This window comes from Serratia sp. MF1(2023) (genome assembly GCF_030954545.1).
GTDB lineage: Bacteria > Pseudomonadota > Gammaproteobacteria > Enterobacterales > Enterobacteriaceae > Serratia > Serratia sarumanii.
This window is the reverse complement of sequence record NZ_JAVHUX010000019.1, coordinates 32,698-48,538: the sequence shown is the minus strand read 5'-3', so window position 1 is coordinate 48,538 and position 15,841 is coordinate 32,698. Positions and strand designations below refer to the sequence as shown.

Annotated in this window: 15 protein-coding genes; 4 read left to right on the top strand and 11 right to left on the bottom strand. The window is 60.9% G+C overall.

Annotation, left to right across the window (positions count from 1 at the left end; genetic code table 11):
• The first annotated feature begins 18 nt into the window (after positions 1-18).
• Genes REA38_RS11090 through REA38_RS11075 form a run of 4 tightly spaced genes read left to right on the top strand, consistent with a single transcriptional unit; the run spans position 19 to position 3,665 of the window.
• Positions 19-1,056: a hemin-degrading factor gene (locus REA38_RS11090; RefSeq protein WP_049196148.1), complete on the top strand. Its 1,038-nt coding sequence runs from the start codon at positions 19-21 to the stop codon at positions 1,054-1,056.
• Positions 1,053-1,883 carry a hemin ABC transporter substrate-binding protein gene (locus tag REA38_RS11085; RefSeq protein ID WP_033638352.1) on the top strand — a complete coding sequence of 277 codons (831 nt, stop codon included), beginning with the start codon at positions 1,053-1,055 and terminating at the stop codon, positions 1,881-1,883. The genes REA38_RS11090 and REA38_RS11085 overlap by 4 nt, the downstream gene beginning before the upstream one ends.
• Complete coding sequence (locus REA38_RS11080; protein WP_033638351.1) at positions 1,883-2,887, top strand: iron ABC transporter permease; 1,005 nt, start codon at positions 1,883-1,885, stop codon at positions 2,885-2,887. Before REA38_RS11085 ends, REA38_RS11080 begins: the two co-directional genes overlap by 1 nt.
• Positions 2,880-3,665, top strand: a complete 786-nt coding sequence (locus REA38_RS11075; protein ID WP_033646306.1) for a heme ABC transporter ATP-binding protein — start codon at positions 2,880-2,882, stop codon at positions 3,663-3,665. The genes REA38_RS11080 and REA38_RS11075 overlap by 8 nt, the downstream gene beginning before the upstream one ends.
• Positions 3,666-3,702: 37 nt before the next feature.
• Here the strand turns inward: REA38_RS11075 and REA38_RS11070 are convergent, their stop codons facing one another.
• The 11 genes from REA38_RS11070 to arnB form a co-directional block, all read right to left on the bottom strand.
• Complete coding sequence (locus REA38_RS11070) at positions 3,703-5,145, bottom strand: protein adenylyltransferase SelO family protein (protein WP_308885862.1); 1,443 nt, start codon at positions 5,143-5,145, stop codon at positions 3,703-3,705.
• A 257-nt stretch (positions 5,146-5,402) separates the two neighbouring features.
• Positions 5,403-6,134, bottom strand: a complete 732-nt coding sequence (locus REA38_RS11065; RefSeq protein WP_033646308.1) for an EAL domain-containing protein — start codon at positions 6,132-6,134, stop codon at positions 5,403-5,405.
• Between the two features lie 510 nt (positions 6,135-6,644).
• Entirely contained in the window at positions 6,645-7,658 is a 1,014-nt protein-coding gene (locus REA38_RS11060) for a lipoate--protein ligase A (protein WP_164134290.1), read from the bottom strand.
• A 59-nt stretch (positions 7,659-7,717) separates the two neighbouring features.
• Positions 7,718-8,182: an NlpC/P60 family protein gene (locus REA38_RS11055; protein WP_016927954.1), complete on the bottom strand. Its 465-nt coding sequence runs from the start codon at positions 8,180-8,182 to the stop codon at positions 7,718-7,720.
• Positions 8,183-8,358: 176 nt separating this feature from the next.
• The gene (gene arnF, locus REA38_RS11050) at positions 8,359-8,751 is read right to left on the bottom strand and encodes a 4-amino-4-deoxy-L-arabinose-phosphoundecaprenol flippase subunit ArnF (RefSeq protein WP_049234262.1); all 393 of its coding nucleotides are present in this window, start codon (positions 8,749-8,751) and stop codon (positions 8,359-8,361) included.
• Positions 8,748-9,092 (bottom strand): 4-amino-4-deoxy-L-arabinose-phosphoundecaprenol flippase subunit ArnE, encoded by a 345-nt coding sequence (gene arnE, locus REA38_RS11045; RefSeq protein WP_033653923.1) that lies wholly within the window; start codon positions 9,090-9,092, stop codon positions 8,748-8,750. The genes arnF and arnE overlap by 4 nt, the downstream gene beginning before the upstream one ends.
• Positions 9,089-10,753 carry a lipid IV(A) 4-amino-4-deoxy-L-arabinosyltransferase gene (arnT, locus tag REA38_RS11040; RefSeq protein ID WP_086579722.1) on the bottom strand — a complete coding sequence of 555 codons (1,665 nt, stop codon included), beginning with the start codon at positions 10,751-10,753 and terminating at the stop codon, positions 9,089-9,091. The genes arnE and arnT overlap by 4 nt, the downstream gene beginning before the upstream one ends.
• Positions 10,750-11,655 carry a 4-deoxy-4-formamido-L-arabinose-phosphoundecaprenol deformylase gene (gene arnD, locus REA38_RS11035; protein ID WP_033646311.1) on the bottom strand — a complete coding sequence of 302 codons (906 nt, stop codon included), beginning with the start codon at positions 11,653-11,655 and terminating at the stop codon, positions 10,750-10,752. Before arnD ends, arnT begins: the two co-directional genes overlap by 4 nt.
• Positions 11,652-13,634 (bottom strand): bifunctional UDP-4-amino-4-deoxy-L-arabinose formyltransferase/UDP-glucuronic acid oxidase ArnA, encoded by a 1,983-nt coding sequence (gene arnA, locus REA38_RS11030; RefSeq protein WP_308885883.1) that lies wholly within the window; start codon positions 13,632-13,634, stop codon positions 11,652-11,654. The genes arnD and arnA overlap by 4 nt, the downstream gene beginning before the upstream one ends.
• Positions 13,634-14,644 carry an undecaprenyl-phosphate 4-deoxy-4-formamido-L-arabinose transferase gene (arnC, locus tag REA38_RS11025; RefSeq protein WP_374213785.1) on the bottom strand — a complete coding sequence of 337 codons (1,011 nt, stop codon included), beginning with the start codon at positions 14,642-14,644 and terminating at the stop codon, positions 13,634-13,636. Before arnC ends, arnA begins: the two co-directional genes overlap by 1 nt.
• Positions 14,601-15,755 (bottom strand): UDP-4-amino-4-deoxy-L-arabinose aminotransferase, encoded by a 1,155-nt coding sequence (gene arnB, locus REA38_RS11020; protein ID WP_308885860.1) that lies wholly within the window; start codon positions 15,753-15,755, stop codon positions 14,601-14,603. The genes arnC and arnB overlap by 44 nt, the downstream gene beginning before the upstream one ends.
• Positions 15,756-15,841 lie beyond the last annotated feature (86 nt).

Here is a 15,841-nt window from a genome sequence, read left to right as displayed (position 1 = left end):
AGCGCAGGAGAATCCCGCATGAGCAACACCCTATACGAACGCTACCAACAGGCTAAAATCGATCACCCCGGTAAATACGCCCGCGATCTGGCGGCGATCCTCGGCGTCAGCGAAGCGGAGCTGACGCACGCCCGCGTCGGCCACGACACCCGCCGCCTGCAGGCCGACGCGCGCACCCTGCTGACCGAGCTTGAGCAGGTCGGCGTCACCAAGTCCATTACCCGCAACAGCTATGCGGTGCATGAGCAGATGGGCCGTTACCGCAACCAGCACCTCAACGGCCACGCCGGGCTGATCCTCAACCCACGCGAGCTGGATCTGCGCCTGTTCCTCAACCACTGGACCAGCGTCTTCGCCATGAGCGAAACCAACAAGCGCGGCGTGCGCCACAGCATTCAGTTCTTCGACCAACAGGGCGATGCGCTGCACAAGGTCTACACCACTGAAGAGACCGATCTGCCGGCCTGGATGGCGCTGGTGGAGCGCCACCTGAGCGAAGAAAACCCGGCGCTGGCGCTGCAGCCCGCCGAGGCGGCTACCACCGATGAAACGACGCAGGATCATGCCAAAATCGACGGTGAGTGGCGCGCGATGACCGACGTTCACCAGTTCTTCCAGCTGCTGAGCCGCAACAAGCTGACGCGCCAACAGGCCTTCCGCGCCGTCGGCAACGATCTGGCCTACCAGGTGGACAATAGCGCGCTGTCGCAGTTGCTCGAAGCGGCGCAGCAACAGCAAAACGAGATCATGATCTTCGTCGGCAACCGCGGCTGCGTGCAGATCTTCACCGGCCAGATCGAACGTTTGATGCCGCAGGAAGGCTGGATCAACGTGTTCAACCGCCGCTTCACGCTGCACCTGATTGAAGACGCCATCGCCGAAAGCTGGATCACCCGCAAACCGACCAAGGACGGCATCGTCACCAGCCTGGAGCTGTTCGCCGCCGACGGCACGCAGATCGCGCAGCTGTATGGCCAGCGCACCGAAGGCCAGCCGGAACAAACCCAGTGGCGCGAGCAGGTTGCCGCGCTCGCCGCCAAGGACATCGCCGCATGAAATCTTCCTTGATCCGCCGCCTGGCGTTGATGATGTCGCTGGCGCTGCCGCTCACCGCCGCGGCGGCGCAGCGCATCGTCTCGATCGGCGGCGACGTGACGGAAATCGCCTTCGCGCTCGGCGCCGGCGACGAGGTGATCGCCCGCGACAGCACCAGTCTGCATCCGGAAGCGGTGAAAAAGCTGCCGGACGTCGGCTACATGCGCCAGCTGAACGCCGAAGGCATTTTGGCGCTGAAGCCGACGCTGGTGCTGACGACCGAGCTGGCACAGCCGGCGCTGGTGCTCAAACAGCTGGCGGACAGCGGTGTCAACGTGGTCAGCGTACCGGGTGACACCACCCTGCAGGCGGTGCCGCAGAAAATCGCTACGATCGCCGCCGCGCTGCAGCGCGTTGAGCAAGGCAAACAGCTGAGCGAGCGCTATCGACAACAGCTGGCGGCGGTGGATACCTCCCCGCTGCCGGTCAAGGTGCTGTTCGTAATGAGCCACGGCGGCATTACGCCGATGGCCGCCGGGCAACACACCGCTGCCGACGCGGTGATCGCCGCCGCCGGGCTGAAAAACGCCATGCAGGGCTTTGACCGCTACCGGCCGCTGTCGCAGGAAGGCGTCATCGCCAGCGCGCCGGATCTGTTGCTGGTCACTACCGACGGCGTGCGCACCCTCGGCGGCGAACAGCAGCTGTGGACGCTGCCGGGCCTGGCGTTGACGCCGGCAGGCAAGCAGCGCCGCGTGCTGATCGTCGATGACATGGCGCTGCTGGGCTTCGGTCTGGAAACGCCGGCGGCGCTGGCCAAGCTGCGCCACGCGGCGGAGCAAAAGTAATGCGCTGTCGCACCTCGCCTCAGCTGGCCATCATCGGTCTGCTGGTGCTGCTGACGCTGCTGGCGCTGGTCGCCGCCAACCTGGGCGCGCTGACGCTGTCGTTTCGCACCCTATGGCGCGAGCCCTTCAGCGACGCAGCCTGGCACATCTGGTTGAACATTCGCCTGCCGCGCGTGCTGCTGGCGGTGGTGATCGGCTGCGCGCTGGCGGTGTCCGGCGCCGTGATGCAAGGGCTGTTCCGCAACCCGCTGGCGGATCCGAGCCTGCTGGGCATCAGCAGCGGCGGCGCGCTGTTTGTCGCGCTGTTCATCGTGATGCCGCTGGCGTTGCCGGTGACGATCGCGCTGTACGGTCATATGCTGGCGGCGTTCCTCGGCAGCCTGCTGGTGTCATTGTTGATCTACGGCATCAGCCGCAGCGGGCACGGCAATCTGTCGCGGCTGCTGCTGGCGGGCATCGCCATCAACGCCCTGTGCATGGCGGCCATCGGCGTGCTCTCTTACGTCAGCAGCGATCAACAGCTGCGCCAGTTCTCGCTGTGGATGATGGGCAGCCTCAGCCAGTCGCAGTGGCCGACCCTGGCGGTTTCCGCCTCGCTGATCCTGCCTGCGGCGCTGCTGACGCTGCTGCAGGCGCGCCGGCTGAACCTGTTGCAGCTGGGGGACGAAGAGGCCCACTACCTCGGGGTGAACGTCCAGCGCGCCAAGCTGCAGCTGCTGTTGCTGAGCGCCCTGCTGATCGGCGCGGCGGTAGCGATGAGCGGTGTGATCGGCTTCGTCGGCCTGGTGGTGCCGCATCTGGTGCGCATGCGCCTCGGCGGCGATCACCGCTGGCTGCTGCCCTGCTCCGCGCTGGGCGGCGCCTGCCTGTTGCTGGTCAGCGATACGCTGGCGCGCACGCTGGTGGCGCCGGCCGAAATGCCGGTGGGGCTGATGACCAGCCTGATCGGCGGTCCCTATTTCTTGTGGCTGGTGATGCGCCAGCGGGAGCGAGCCGGTGGATAACGCCGCCTGCCTGACAGCCCGGGAGCTGCGTTACAGCCTCGGTACGCGCCGGTTGATCAACGACGTTTCGCTCAGCCTTGCCGGCGGTGAAATGGTGGCGATTATCGGCCCTAACGGCGCCGGCAAATCGACGCTGCTGCGCTTGCTGACCGGCTATTTGACGCCGGACTGCGGCGAATGTCGGCTGCTTGACCGCCCGCTGGAACACTGGGCGCCGCAACAGTTGGCCAAAGTCCGGGCCGTGATGCGCCAGTACAGCGATTTGGCGTTTCCGTTCAGCGTGGAAGAAGTGGTCAGCATGGGGCGTTCGCCGCACGGCAAACGCGACGAGCATCAGGCGATCCAACAGGTGATGGCGCAAACCGACTGCCTGGCGCTGGCGCAGCGCGACTACCGCCAGCTGTCCGGCGGCGAACAACAGCGGGTGCAGCTGGCGCGGGTGTTGGCGCAGCTGTGGCAACCGCAGCCGTCCCCCGCCTGGCTGTTCCTCGACGAACCGACCTCGGCGCTGGATCTGTATCACCAGCAGCACACCCTGCGCCTGCTGCGCTCGCTGACGCGCCAACAGCCGCTGGGCGTCTGCTGCGTGCTGCACGATCTCAATCTGGCCGCGCTGTACGCCGATCGGATCCTGCTGTTGCATCAGGGGCGGCTGGTGGCGAGCGGCACGCCGCAGGAAGTGTTGCAAACGGAGATCCTCACCCGCTGGTATCAGGCCGATCTCGGCGTGGTGCATCATCCCGAAGTGTCGCTGCCGCAGGTCTACCTGCGCCAATAAAAAATTTAAGGGCGCTATCAAGCGCCCTTTCTTCATCTCAGCTGGAGCAGGAAATCTCCAGGTGCTTGCCCCAGTCCGGCGGCAGCGCGGCGAGATCGTCATACTCCGGCACATCGTCGAACGGCCGCAGCAGGGCCTGATGCAATCGCTGCAAACGGCCCACGTCGTCGTTCTCCGCGTCCTCAATCGCCTGCTGCGCCAGATAGTTGCGCAGGATCAGCCGCGGATTCACCGCCTTCATCGCCCGTTGCCGCTCCGCATCGCTCACCTGCTCCTGTTGCAAACGCTGACGATACTGCTGATACCAGGCGTCGAACGCCGCGCGATCGATAAACTCGTCGCGCAGCGGCGACTGCGCCTGCAGCTGTTCGGTCTCGCTCAACAGGCGGAACGTGCGGGTATAGTCCCGCCCTTCCTGCGCCATCAGGCTCAACAGACCGGTGAGCACGTCGTTGTCCTGCGCCGTCGGCGTGAAGAAGCCGAGTTTGGCGCGCATCTGTTCGCCGTAGGCGCGCATCAGCGCCGGCTCATACGCCGCCAGCGCCTGCTGCAGCTGTTCGGTGGTCATCAGCCCCGATAGGGTCTGCGCCAGACGATGCAGGTTCCACAACGCCACCGCCGGCTGATTGTCGAAGGCGTAACGCCCCTGGTGATCGGAATGGTTGCAGATATAGCCGGGCTGGTAGTCGTCAAGGAAGCCGTAAGGGCCGTAATCGATGGTGATACCGAGAATCGACATGTTGTCGGTGTTCATCACGCCGTGCGCGAAACCGACGGTTTGCCAATGGGCGATCAGGCGCGCCGTGCGTTCGACCACGTCGGTAAACCACAACAGGTAGCGCTCGGCCTGATCCTGCAGCTGCGGCCAGTGACGGGCAATGACGAAATCCGCCAGCTGCCGTACCTGCTCCGGCTGTTTACGGTAGTAAAAGTGTTCGAAGTGGCCGAAGCGCACGTGGCTTTCCGCCACCCGCATCAGCATGGCACCGCGTTCCGGCTGCTCGCGGAATACCGGCTGCCTGCTGGTGACGATGGTCAACGCTCGGGTGGTGGGGATCCCCAAATGGTGCAGCGCCTCAGAGGCCAGAAACTCGCGGATAACCGAACGCAGCACCGCGCGGCCGTCCCCCATGCGCGAATACGGCGTCAGCCCGGCGCCCTTCAGGTGCCAGTCGCGGTGGCTGCCGTCCGCCAGAACCTGTTCGCCAAGCAAAATGCCGCGACCATCGCCCAACTGCCCGGCCCACACGCCGAACTGGTGGCCACTGTACACCTGCGCCAGCGGCTGCATGCCCGGCAGCAGCGTTTCTCCCGCCCAAATCGGGGTTTTATCCTGAGTAAACCAGCTTTCATCCAGCCCCAGCTCGCGCGCCAGCGGCTCGCTGTGGTACAGCAGGCGCGCATCCTTGAGCGGCGTCGGGTTCAGAGCGGTGTAGAAGCCGGGTAACTGTTGGTAGTAAGCGTTATCGAACTGCGGCATAGGCCCTCCGTTTCAGCGTAGTGTAGAGCCTGAACGAGCGGATTAACACCGAAGGAATGCAGGGAGAACGCATCCGCCTGGCGTCAGGACGGATGCGGGGAGTTTGGCGTTCCGCCTGGCTGAGGAAGCGCGGTTTAATGCCGGCTGATAAACGGTGTTATCAGCCCAACAACGAGGATCAATTACGGTAGCGGAATCACGGTAACCTCACTCCGCGCATGATTTACCTCATTGTGTGTAATTTTTTATATCACTTCTTAATTATTGAACTCGCTGGGCGTCGCCAGCAAAGCTTGCAGATTATCCACACCAACGCTGGGCCATAAAAAACCTTGCAGACCTAAAACACCGGCGTACCTGAGTTTATTAAAATACTCTTTTTTCTCTATTCCTCCGACGATCACGCCTTTACATAACAGATTGATATTCTTTAACAACGAGTCGATGACCACGTCATATCCCTGATGGGTAAACAGCTGCCAGTAAAAACGCTTGTCTATCTTTACGTAGTCAAACAAACCATCGTACAACGCGGTCAGCGTGGCTTTACCGGAACCGAAATCATCGAGCCACAGCGTAAACATTTCGCTTAATCGCCGCACGCTCGGGTTGTTCTTCCCGGCCGAAAGATTCGGAAAACTCTCACTCACTTCAAATGCAATAAAAGGATATTGCCCGATCCGTTGGCACAACGCCGAATCGGAAAGAATAAGCTCAACGATGGTTTCTTCGATATTGATGGTCAACTGCACGTTGTTACCGGTAAACCAAGCCGCATGTTGCTCCGCAAGTTTCAGTTGCTCATTAAATAACTCAATCCTTTGTTCAGGCGCCAATAAATTAATCCCAATTTCGGCCGGCATGGCTAAATCACCGTCGAGACTGTTGAATCTGCTCAACATTTCCACCGCCAACAGCCCGCCCTCCATTGAGTAAACAGGTTGAAAAACATAGCTACTAATAAAGTCAGCTTCGAGTTGGATGTTCATTTTAATGCCACAGGATGAATGGCTAGCGTATCATCGTATATCAATATATTTTATCGATCAATCCCTCTGGGATTAATCGGAAATATCAATGTAAATACCCATGAAATATCATTTAATTGATAGATTAAAGCTATACGACAATCGTGAAAGGCGCAAAGAAAAGCAGCCGAACTTATGCCATGGCGCCCGCCAAACGCGTTATGTGAAAAGGTATTTGGCTTAAGTAGAATGGATTGACGGCCAAATTTGACTTATCTCCTTTGTTTTATTTAAGAAAAATCTTAAATAAAGTAAAATAATCTTCCCGCCTTAACGCCGATTTTTCCTGCCGTTAACGATGACTGATTAAATTTAATAACGCATCAATTCCGCCCGTTATTCTCGGCATTGAAAACGCAAAAAAATGCCCACCTTGATTTTCAGAAAATCTGCGCTACCGCCGTGCAAAACGTCGATTTCAGCGATAAAAAAAGGGATGAGCACGCTCATCCCTTCATCACCAGGCCTTCGCTAACGGATCGTTTCACTCAGCCATTGCCGCAGTTCGGCTAATTCGGCCGCCTGCTGAGGATAGTCCGCCATCAGTCGATCACAGCAGGCGGCAACGGGCTCGCTTCGATACGGGCAGCCCACCAGCATATCCGCCAGCCGCTGCAGCGGGGCGGGATTAAGGCTGTCGGTGAACGCCTGCGCGCGAACGATAGCCCCCTTCTCCACATCGAAGAACAGGTCTACGCCGCCCCAGACAAAGCGCTCGTTAAGCAAGTGGCTGAACGCCGGCGCCTTGCCGAAATTCCATTCCCAGCTGCTTTGTTTGGCGAACTGCGCGGCAAAATCGGGCAGATCGGGGAACACGTCCGGCGAAATGATCTCCGGCTCGGCCGTTTCGCCATAATGGGCGAAGAAAGCCTGCACGATGGCGTCGCATACCTGCTCATGGCTGATGCCCGGCAAAAACTCCGCCAGATTGGCGACGCGTGAACGCACCGAGGTGATGCCCTTGGCCTGCAGCTTTTTGGGATCCGGATTGAGGTAGTTCGCCAGCCGTTCCAGGTCGGCGTTCAGCAGCAGCGTGCCGTGGTGGAAACCGCGATCCTGGGTTTCTCGATAGGCCGAGCCGGATATTTTACGCGGCCCGTCGGCGGTTTCCATCACCAGATCGTTGCGCCCCGACGCGCTAGCCGCGACGCCCAGCTGCCGCAGCGCTTGCAGAATGATGTCGGTCGAGACGCTCTTGTCGTAGCCCGGCTTGCCGGCCATAAAGGTGAAGCAGGTATTGCCCAGATCGTGAAATACCGCCCCGCCGCCGCTGCTGCGCCGCGCCAGCCGAATGCCGTCCTGCTCCATGCGCCGGGTGTTGCACTCTTTCCAGGGGTTCTGCGACTGGCCAATCACCACCGTTTCGGCATTGCGCCACAGGAAGAGAATTTTTTGCGTGGTCATTTCGCGGAAAATGCACTCTTCCACCGCCAGGTTGAACCAGGGATCGTAGGAGTCGGAGATCAGTAAACGCAGGCTGTTCATGGCAGGCACCGTCCAAAACATGAGATGCCGCCATGATACACCAAATCAATGGGTTAAGGCTAAATGCGTCGCGCCTGCCAGTACACCCGCTTCCAGTAGACGTTATCGAGCGAGGAGCGGATCACTCCACGGCTGGTCGACGCGTGGATAAATTGGTCGTTGGTATCGTAAATGCCGACGTGCAGGCCGTTCTCACCGCCGCCGGTTTTGAAAAACACCAGATCGCCCGGCATCAGCTCATCGCGTGAGACCTTGGTGCCCAGCGAGGTCTGTTCTTCGGTCGAACGCGGCAGTTGCATGTCGAAGCGATCGCGGAACGTGCGGTAAACAAAGCCGGAACAATCTACCCCGCCCCGATCCAGGCCGCCGTAACGGTATGGCGTGCCGTACCACTGGCGCAGCTGCTCATTGAGCTGGGCCACCACCACGATAGAGTCCGCCAGGCGGCCGCTGGGCGGCGGCGCATGGCTGCTGCACCCGGCGAGGATCAAACTGGCTAATAAAAACCACACACGCATCCGCATAATATCCCTTCATTGAACACGTTGCCGCATTATGCCATCCGGTACACCACCACACCGCCTGCGAGGCAAAGCCGGCACCACGTAAGGAGAGCGCTATTTGGCGTTAATTTATCTCCCGCACGGGGAAAAAGGCAAGCGCCATAAGGGAGATAATGACAGGATCGCCGGTTTTGGCCCTATTCCGGCGATTGAGTCTCGGACTTGCTGTTAATCAGCCAGACGCCGAACAGAATAAACAGCGTGCCCAACGTTTTCAGCAGCGTAGCGGACTCGTTGAACCACGGCAGGATCACCGCCGCCAGATAGACCAGCGCGTAACTGACGCTCAACAGTGGATAAGCGCGGTTTAACGGCAGGTGCCGCAGCGCAAAGAACCAACACAGCATCGACAGCGCATAACCGCAGATGCCGCCGCCCACCGCCAACAGCGGCAGCCAGTAGCCGCCGATCAGCGCCAACGAGACGTCGGCGAACGACATCAGCGGGATTTGCACCATGCCCCACTTCATCAGCAACTGCGCCAACGTCACCAGCAACACGCTGGCGGCGCCCCAGGCATAGCCCCTCATGAATGCACGCTCATCAGCAGGATCCCCAACATAATCGACGCTACGCCGCACCAGTGGCGGGCGGTCGTCGGCTCATGAAACAGCCAGCGCGCCGCCAGCGTCACCATCACGAAGTTCAGGCTGAGCATCGGGTAAGCCAGGCTGAGCGGCAGGCGTTGCAGCACATTGAGCCATACCGCCATGCCCAGCCCCAGCAGCAGCACCGCCAGCGCCAACCAGCGCAGCGTCAGCTTCAGCCGCGCCTCGTCCGCCCGTTCCCAACAGTGCGCCGCCTGTTTCTGGCACAGCTGCCCACCACAGGTGAGCAGGCTGACCACAATCACCAACAGAAAACCCATCATGGTTGCTGTTTATACCACATCAGCACCAGGCGGTTCATGCGATCCACCTTGTCTGCGGCGGGCAGTTCCTGCGGCAGCGCTTCGCCACGGGACAGCTGCAGCACCAGCGACACGTTCCCCTGCTTGCGCGCCTGCGCCAGCCACTGCGGGAAGTCGGCATCGCTGATCAGATGCCCCTTGGCGTCCGGGTACTCCAGACCATAGGCCACCTCACCTTTCTGGCTGTACATCAGCACGTCGCTGCGCTTCAGCTCCCAGGCCAGGCCGGCCGCCAGCCCGACGCTGTCGCTCAACACATAGCGGCTATCGCTCAGTTCGGCCATCGTGGCGCGGGCAAAGTTTTGCGGCAGTTTGGAATCGGTCACCTGTTGCGGGATGGCGTAACCGATCACCAGGCACAGCAGCACCGGGCAAGCCGCCGCCCAGCGCCATTGGCGGCCGTTGTCGCGTACGGAAACCAGCGCGAACAGCAGCCAGCCGCCGAAGGCGATCAGGCCGAGCACCAGTTTCGGCCACTCCTGCGGAGTAAACAGATGTGCCTTCGGCAGCAGACCGGCGCTCAACACCACCAGCGCCACGATGCCGATCAGGCCGAACAGGCCGTTCAGCCAGGCGTTGGCCTTGAACAGCCTGGCGCGCAGCGTGGCGGCGTAGTCTTCCGCATAGGCGGTCATCAGCAGCGCCAGCGGAGCCATGCACGGCAGAATGTAGGTCGGCAGCTTGCCTTTGGCGATGCTGAAGAAGATCAGCGGCATCAGCGCCCAGCTCAGCAGGAAGAACAGCTCCGGACGCTGTACGCGCTCGCGCCACCCCTTGAGCAGCGCACCGGGCAGCAGCGCCAGCCACGGTAGCACCGCCGCCAGCAGGACCGGCAGGTAATACCAGAACGGCGCCTTGTGCTGGGCGTTATCTTCGGCGAAACGCTGAATATGCTCGACCCAGAAGAAGTAATTCCAGAAATCGGGTTCACGTTGCGCGATCGCCAGCGCCCACGGCAGGCTGAGCAGCGTAGCGGTCACGATCGCCACCGGGCCATAGCACAGCAGATCCTTGATGCGCCGTTGCTGAATGACGATCGGGATCACCGCGATCACCGGCACCGCCAGCGCCAGGAAGCCCTTGGTCATAAAGCCCATGCCGCAGGCCAGGCCCAGCAACGCGTAAGCGCCCAGCTTGCCTTTGACCGAGGTGGCTTTTAGCGTCAGGTAATAACTGACCATCGCCGCCGCCAGCCACAGCGAGATCATCGGATCCAGCACGCTGTAGGTGCCGATGCTGAACACCAGCACCATTGACAGGAACATCAGCGCCGCCAGGCTGGCGCGGCGCGCATTGCGCCACATCAGCATCGCCAGCGCGAACACCAGCAGCGCGGTCATGCCGGTGCTGAACACCGAGCCGAAACGCACCGCAAAGTTGTTTTCGCCAAACAGCCACTGGCTGATGTTATTGAACCAGTAACCCGCCACCGGCTTTTCGAAATAGCGCAGCCCCAGCAGGTGCGGCACGACCCAATCGCCGCGCTGCAGCATTTCACGGCTGATCTCGGCATAACGCGTCTCATCCGGCTGCCACAGCAGGCGGCCGTTAAGCGGGATCAGGTAAACCAGAGCAAAAAAAACGGCCAGCACAATGGCCCAGGTTCCTTTTAGCGCCTTCATGTAACGTCCTTCACATCGGTTTGACAGCCCAGCCAACCTTCGCGGCCGGGGAAAGGAGCGCGCTTGATGCGGCCCAACGGCAGTGACGCCAAATCTTGCGGTAACAGCGCGCTCAGCGGACAGAATTCGATGCCCTGCCGCTGTGCGCGTTGCAATAACTGTTCGAACATCGCCGCCTGCGACATGCCTTCCACTTCGGTGTGAATGGTGTACACCGGCACGCCGCGATCGTTCTCGATGGCGCGCAGAATATAGTCGTTGAAGTCGGCCATGCTGACTTCGCTGCCAATCACTTCATCGAAGGTCGGCAGCGTCACCGGGATCTGCACCGTACCGTGGCGCCCGTCGCTCAGCACCGGACGGAACGGATGGGTGCCGCGGCAATCGCTGTTGTAATGGAAGCCGAAGCGTTGTTTGACCTCCAGCACGCGCGTATCGGCGCGCCAGCCCGCCACGGCGGAGCATTTCACCGGCTGGCCGGTGCTGGCGCTCAGGGCGTCGACGCCCAGCTGCACCTGTTCGGTTAGCTGCGCCTCGCTCCACTTGCCGACCCTGGCCTGCCACCCCTGGTGATCCCAGGCGTGCAGCCCGACCTCATGGCCGGCTTCGGCGGTGCGCTTCATCAGCGGCCCCAGCGCGCGTGAAATGTTGCGCCCCGGCCAGGCGGTGCCGGCCAGCAGAATGTCCAGACCGTACAGCGAGGCGGCGTTCGAACGCAGCATTTTCCACAAAAATTTCGGACGCAAAAGGCGCCAAAGATGGCGCCCCATGTTGTCCGGTCCCACGCTGAAGAAGAAGCTGGCCTGAATGTCGTACTTTTCGAACAGGTCCAGCAACTGCGGCACCCCTTCACGGGTGCCGCTGAAGGTATCTACATCAACCCGCAGACCGACTTTCTTCATGCACCGTTCCCTTCCTGAACGGTAGTGCGCAGGAAGTAGTCCAGCGTATCGGCGATGGTTTGCTTCATCTCGATGGTCGGCTGCCAGCCCAGCAGGCGGTGAGCGTTTTTGATGCTCGGCGTGCGGTGCTCGACGTCCTGGTAACCTTTACCGTAGTAGCTGCTGCTCTCCACGTCCTTGAAGCCGGCAAACGGCGGGAAGCGGTCGCGCAACGGGTGGTTGTTGAAGCTTTCCAGCAGCATTTCCGCCAGCTCGCGAATGCTCGCTTCGTTGGTCGGGTTGCCGATGTTGACGATCTGGCCGTCACACAGGCCGTCGCGGTTCTCGATGATGCGGAACAGCGCTTCGATGCCGTCGTTGATGTCGGTGAAGCAACGTTTCTGCGCGCCGCCGTCCATCAGTTTGATCGGCGAACCTTCCACCAGGTTGAGGATCAGCTGGGTGATGGCGCGGGAAGAACCGATGCGCGCCGCGTCCAGGTTATCCAGGCGCGGCCCCATCCAGTTGAACGGACGGAACAGCGTGAACTTCAGGCCTTCTTTGGCGCCGTAAGCCCAGATCACCCGATCCAGCAGCTGTTTGGAGACCGAGTAGATCCAGCGCTGCTTGTTGATCGGCCCAACGATCAGGCGCGAATGGTCTTCGTCGAACTCTTTGTCGTCGCACATGCCGTACACTTCAGAGGTGGACGGGAAGATGATGCGCTTGTTGTATTTCACGCAGTCGCGAACGATCTTCAGGTTCTCTTCGAAGTCCAGCTCGAACACGCGCAGCGGGTTACGGGTGTATTCGATCGGCGTCGCGATCGCCACCAGCGGCAGCACCACGTCGCATTTCTTGATGTGATACTCGATCCACTCGGAGTGGATGCTGATGTCGCCTTCCACGAAGTGGAAGCGCGGGTTGTCGAGGAAGCGGCTGATGGCGTCAGAGCCGATATCCAGACCGTAGATGTCGTAGCGATCGTCGCGCAGCAGGCGCTCGGTCAGGTGGTTGCCGATGAAGCCGTTGACCCCGAGGATCAGTACGCGAGTGCGGCGTTTCATCGCGGCGTTCGGCTTGGCGGCCAGAAGCACGTCGGTGACGATGCCCATTTCCTGCGCCAGGCGGCTGCCCTGCACGTACAGACCGCTGTCGTTTTGACCGGCGACGATCTCCAGCGCGCCTTCGCCACAGGCGATGACCAGCGGCGAGGTGCTCAGCACGGTGCCCGGCTGCTTATCGTGTTGGGTATCCAGCACGCGAGAGCGCCAGACGATCAGCTGGCGCTGGCCGAGGTAGCTGAACGCCCCCGGGTACGGCTCGGTGACGGCGCGCACCAGGTTGTTGATCTCTTTGGCGGATTTGTGCCACAGGATCTCGCCGTCCGCCGCGCTGCGGCGGCCGAAGTAGCTGGCCTGGGACTCATCCTGCCTGGTGAAGGTGGCGGTGCCGTTCTTCAGCTTCGGCAGTTGCTCTTTCAACACGATCTGCGCGGCTTCCAGCACTTTTTTGTGCAGCGTCAGCGCGGTATCGCTGTCGGCGATGGCCACTTTTTGCTGCCCGACGATGTCGCCGGCGTCCGGGCGTTTCACCATCTTGTGCAGCGTGGCGCCGGTTTCGGTTTCGCCGTTCACCAGCGCCCAGTTCACCGGCGCACGGCCACGGTAACGCGGCAGCAGCGAACCGTGCAGATTGAAACCGCCCTGCGGTGCCAGCGACAGGATCTCGTCGCTCAGCATGTGGCGGTAATAGAACGAGAAGATCACGTCCGGCTGCAGTGCGCGAATGCGGTCAACCCACAGCGGGTGGTTTACGTCCTCTGGCGCATAGACCGGCAGATCCAATTCGGCGCCCAAACGGGCCACGGAGGAGAAGAAGTTGTTCTCGCCAGGGTCGTCGGTGTGCGTGAACACGGCCTGCACGTCATAACCCGCCTCAGTCAGCGCTTTCAGACCGGCGCAGCCAATATCATGGTAAGCAAATACAATAGCTTTCATCATTCTTCTTCCTGAGTATTGTGGTCCTGCTGTGCACCGACCACTTTCTGAACAAAATAGCGAGGACGCGCGCGCACGTCGGTATAGATGCGGCCGATGTATTCACCCAGTAGCCCCATGCCGACAAACTGGGCGCCGATAAAGGTGAACAGGACGGCGAAAAGGGTGAACACGCCGCCGGCGGCCCATTCAGGGCCGAGCAGCAGACGCAGCGCTATCAGCACCAGCGCCAGCACAAACCCGGACAGCGCCACGATGCTGCCGACCACGCTGAGCAAACGCAGCGGCGTGGTGGTCAGGCAGGTGATCAAGTCATACATCAGGTTGATCAGCTTCATCAGGCTGTACTTGGAGTCACCAAACTCGCGTTCGGCGTGACGCACGTCGATCTCGGTCGTGCGACGGGCGAAGGTATTCGCCAGGATCGGGATAAAGGTGCTGCGCTCATGGCAGTGCAGCATCGCCTCAACGATATGACGACGGTAGGCGCGCAGCATGCAGCCGTAGTCCCCCATCGACTTGCCGGTGGCGCGTTGAATCATCATGTTGATCACGCGCGAGGCGCTTTTGCGGAACCAGGAGTCCTGACGGTTGGCGCGCACGGTGCCCACCACGTCATAGCCCTCTTCCGCCACGCTGACCAGCCGTGGGATCTCCTCCGGCGGGTTCTGCAGATCGGCGTCCAGCGTAATCACCAGATCGCCGGTCACCTGATTGAAACCGGCCATAATGGCCGAGTGCTGGCCATAGTTGCGGTTCAGCAAGACGGCGATCACGTGGCTATCCGGCTTTTCCGCCGCCGCAGTCAGCATGTCAGCGGAGTTGTCGCTGCTGCCATCGTCGACGAGGATGATTTCATAAGGTTGAGATAACTGCTTACAGGCGGCAGCAGTCCGCTCCAGCAACGCCGGCAGGCTTTCCTGCTCGTTGTATACCGGGATGACTACCGAGACTTTTTTAATCGGTTCAACGCGAGGCACGTAAAGACTCCACAACAGAAGACAAGGCATTGACCACGCGATCCACGTCGGCGTCGGTCATATCAGGGAATAGCGGTAAGGTGCACAGCCGCGCCGAGTTCCATTCGGTATTCGGCAAAGAAAGCTGCGGATAACGCTCACGGTAGAATTTCTGAGTATGCGCGGCGCGGAAATGCAGCCCGGTGCCGACGCCAACCTCTTTCAGGCGCTCCATCAGCTGGTCGCGATCGATGCCGCAACGCGCGGGATCGACGCGGACCATAAACAGGTGCCAGGCGTGGTCATGCGGATATTCCGGCACGCCCAACGGTTGGAACGGCGAGCCTTCCAGCGCTCTCAGGTAGCGCTGTGCCAGCGCCTTACGGCGCGCGTTCAGCTCAGCAAAGCGCGACAGTTGCACCACGGCGATCGCCGCATGAATGTCGGACAGGTTGTATTTGTAACCCGGCTCCACCACTTCGGCCTGCGGTTTGCGGCCAAGCTGCTGGCGATCGAAGGCATCGACGGCCAGACCGTGGAACTTCAGGCAACGCAGGCGATCCGCCAGCGCATCGTCGTCGGTGGCGATCAGGCCGCCTTCGGCGCAGGTCACGTTTTTAATCGCGTGGAAAGAGAAAATCGCCGTGCCGCGTGCGCCGACCCATTCGCCGTTGTAGCGCGTGCCGACCGCGTGGGCGGCGTCTTCGATCAGCGGCAAGCGATGGCGTGCGGCTACGGCGCGCAGCGCATCCATTTGCAGGGGAGCACCGGCGTAATGCACCGGAACAATCGCTTTGGTGTTCGGGGTGATGGCAGCCTCGACATCGGCGGCGCTGACCATCAACGTATCACGGTCAACGTCGATCATCACCGGCGTGGCGCCCAGCAGCTCGATCATGTTGAGGGTGGAGACCCAGGTTTGCGAAGGGGTGATGACTTCGTCGCCGGGGCCGATACCCAGCGCCATCAGCGTGATGTGCATACCCGCCGTGGCGGAACTGACGGCGATGGCGTGCTTACAGCCGAAAGTGGAGCAGAAGTCGCTTTCCAGTTGCTGGTTTTGCGGCCCGGTGGTGATCCAACCGGAACGCAGCACTTTCTCTACCGCGGCGATTTCTTCATCGCCGATGGCCGGACGAGAGAAAGGCAAAAATTGATCCATAGTTAACCCCAAACGTATCGAGCTGCTTTTGATGACACTGTAAATCCCTTTCGTTTAACGAATATTAAACGCCAGAGAAGAATCGT

Coding starts and splice junctions, on each gene's coding strand:
- REA38_RS11070 (WP_308885862.1), bottom strand. CDS start 5,145: ATGCCGCAGTTCGATAACGCTTACTACCAACAGTTACCCGGCTTCTAC.
- arnT (WP_086579722.1), bottom strand. CDS start 10,753: ATGAAGGCGCTAAAAGGAACCTGGGCCATTGTGCTGGCCGTTTTTTTT.
- REA38_RS11080 (WP_033638351.1), top strand. CDS start 1,883: ATGCGCTGTCGCACCTCGCCTCAGCTGGCCATCATCGGTCTGCTGGTG.
- arnA (WP_308885883.1), bottom strand. CDS start 13,634: ATGAAAGCTATTGTATTTGCTTACCATGATATTGGCTGCGCCGGTCTG.
- REA38_RS11090 (WP_049196148.1), top strand. CDS start 19: ATGAGCAACACCCTATACGAACGCTACCAACAGGCTAAAATCGATCAC.
- arnC (WP_374213785.1), bottom strand. CDS start 14,644: ATGCCTTGTCTTCTGTTGTGGAGTCTTTACGTGCCTCGCGTTGAACCG.
- arnB (WP_308885860.1), bottom strand. CDS start 15,755: ATGGATCAATTTTTGCCTTTCTCTCGTCCGGCCATCGGCGATGAAGAA.
- REA38_RS11055 (WP_016927954.1), bottom strand. CDS start 8,182: ATGCGGATGCGTGTGTGGTTTTTATTAGCCAGTTTGATCCTCGCCGGG.
- REA38_RS11085 (WP_033638352.1), top strand. CDS start 1,053: ATGAAATCTTCCTTGATCCGCCGCCTGGCGTTGATGATGTCGCTGGCG.
- arnD (WP_033646311.1), bottom strand. CDS start 11,655: ATGAAGAAAGTCGGTCTGCGGGTTGATGTAGATACCTTCAGCGGCACC.
- arnF (WP_049234262.1), bottom strand. CDS start 8,751: ATGAGGGGCTATGCCTGGGGCGCCGCCAGCGTGTTGCTGGTGACGTTG.
- REA38_RS11060 (WP_164134290.1), bottom strand. CDS start 7,658: ATGAACAGCCTGCGTTTACTGATCTCCGACTCCTACGATCCCTGGTTC.
- arnE (WP_033653923.1), bottom strand. CDS start 9,092: ATGATGGGTTTTCTGTTGGTGATTGTGGTCAGCCTGCTCACCTGTGGT.
- REA38_RS11065 (WP_033646308.1), bottom strand. CDS start 6,134: ATGAACATCCAACTCGAAGCTGACTTTATTAGTAGCTATGTTTTTCAA.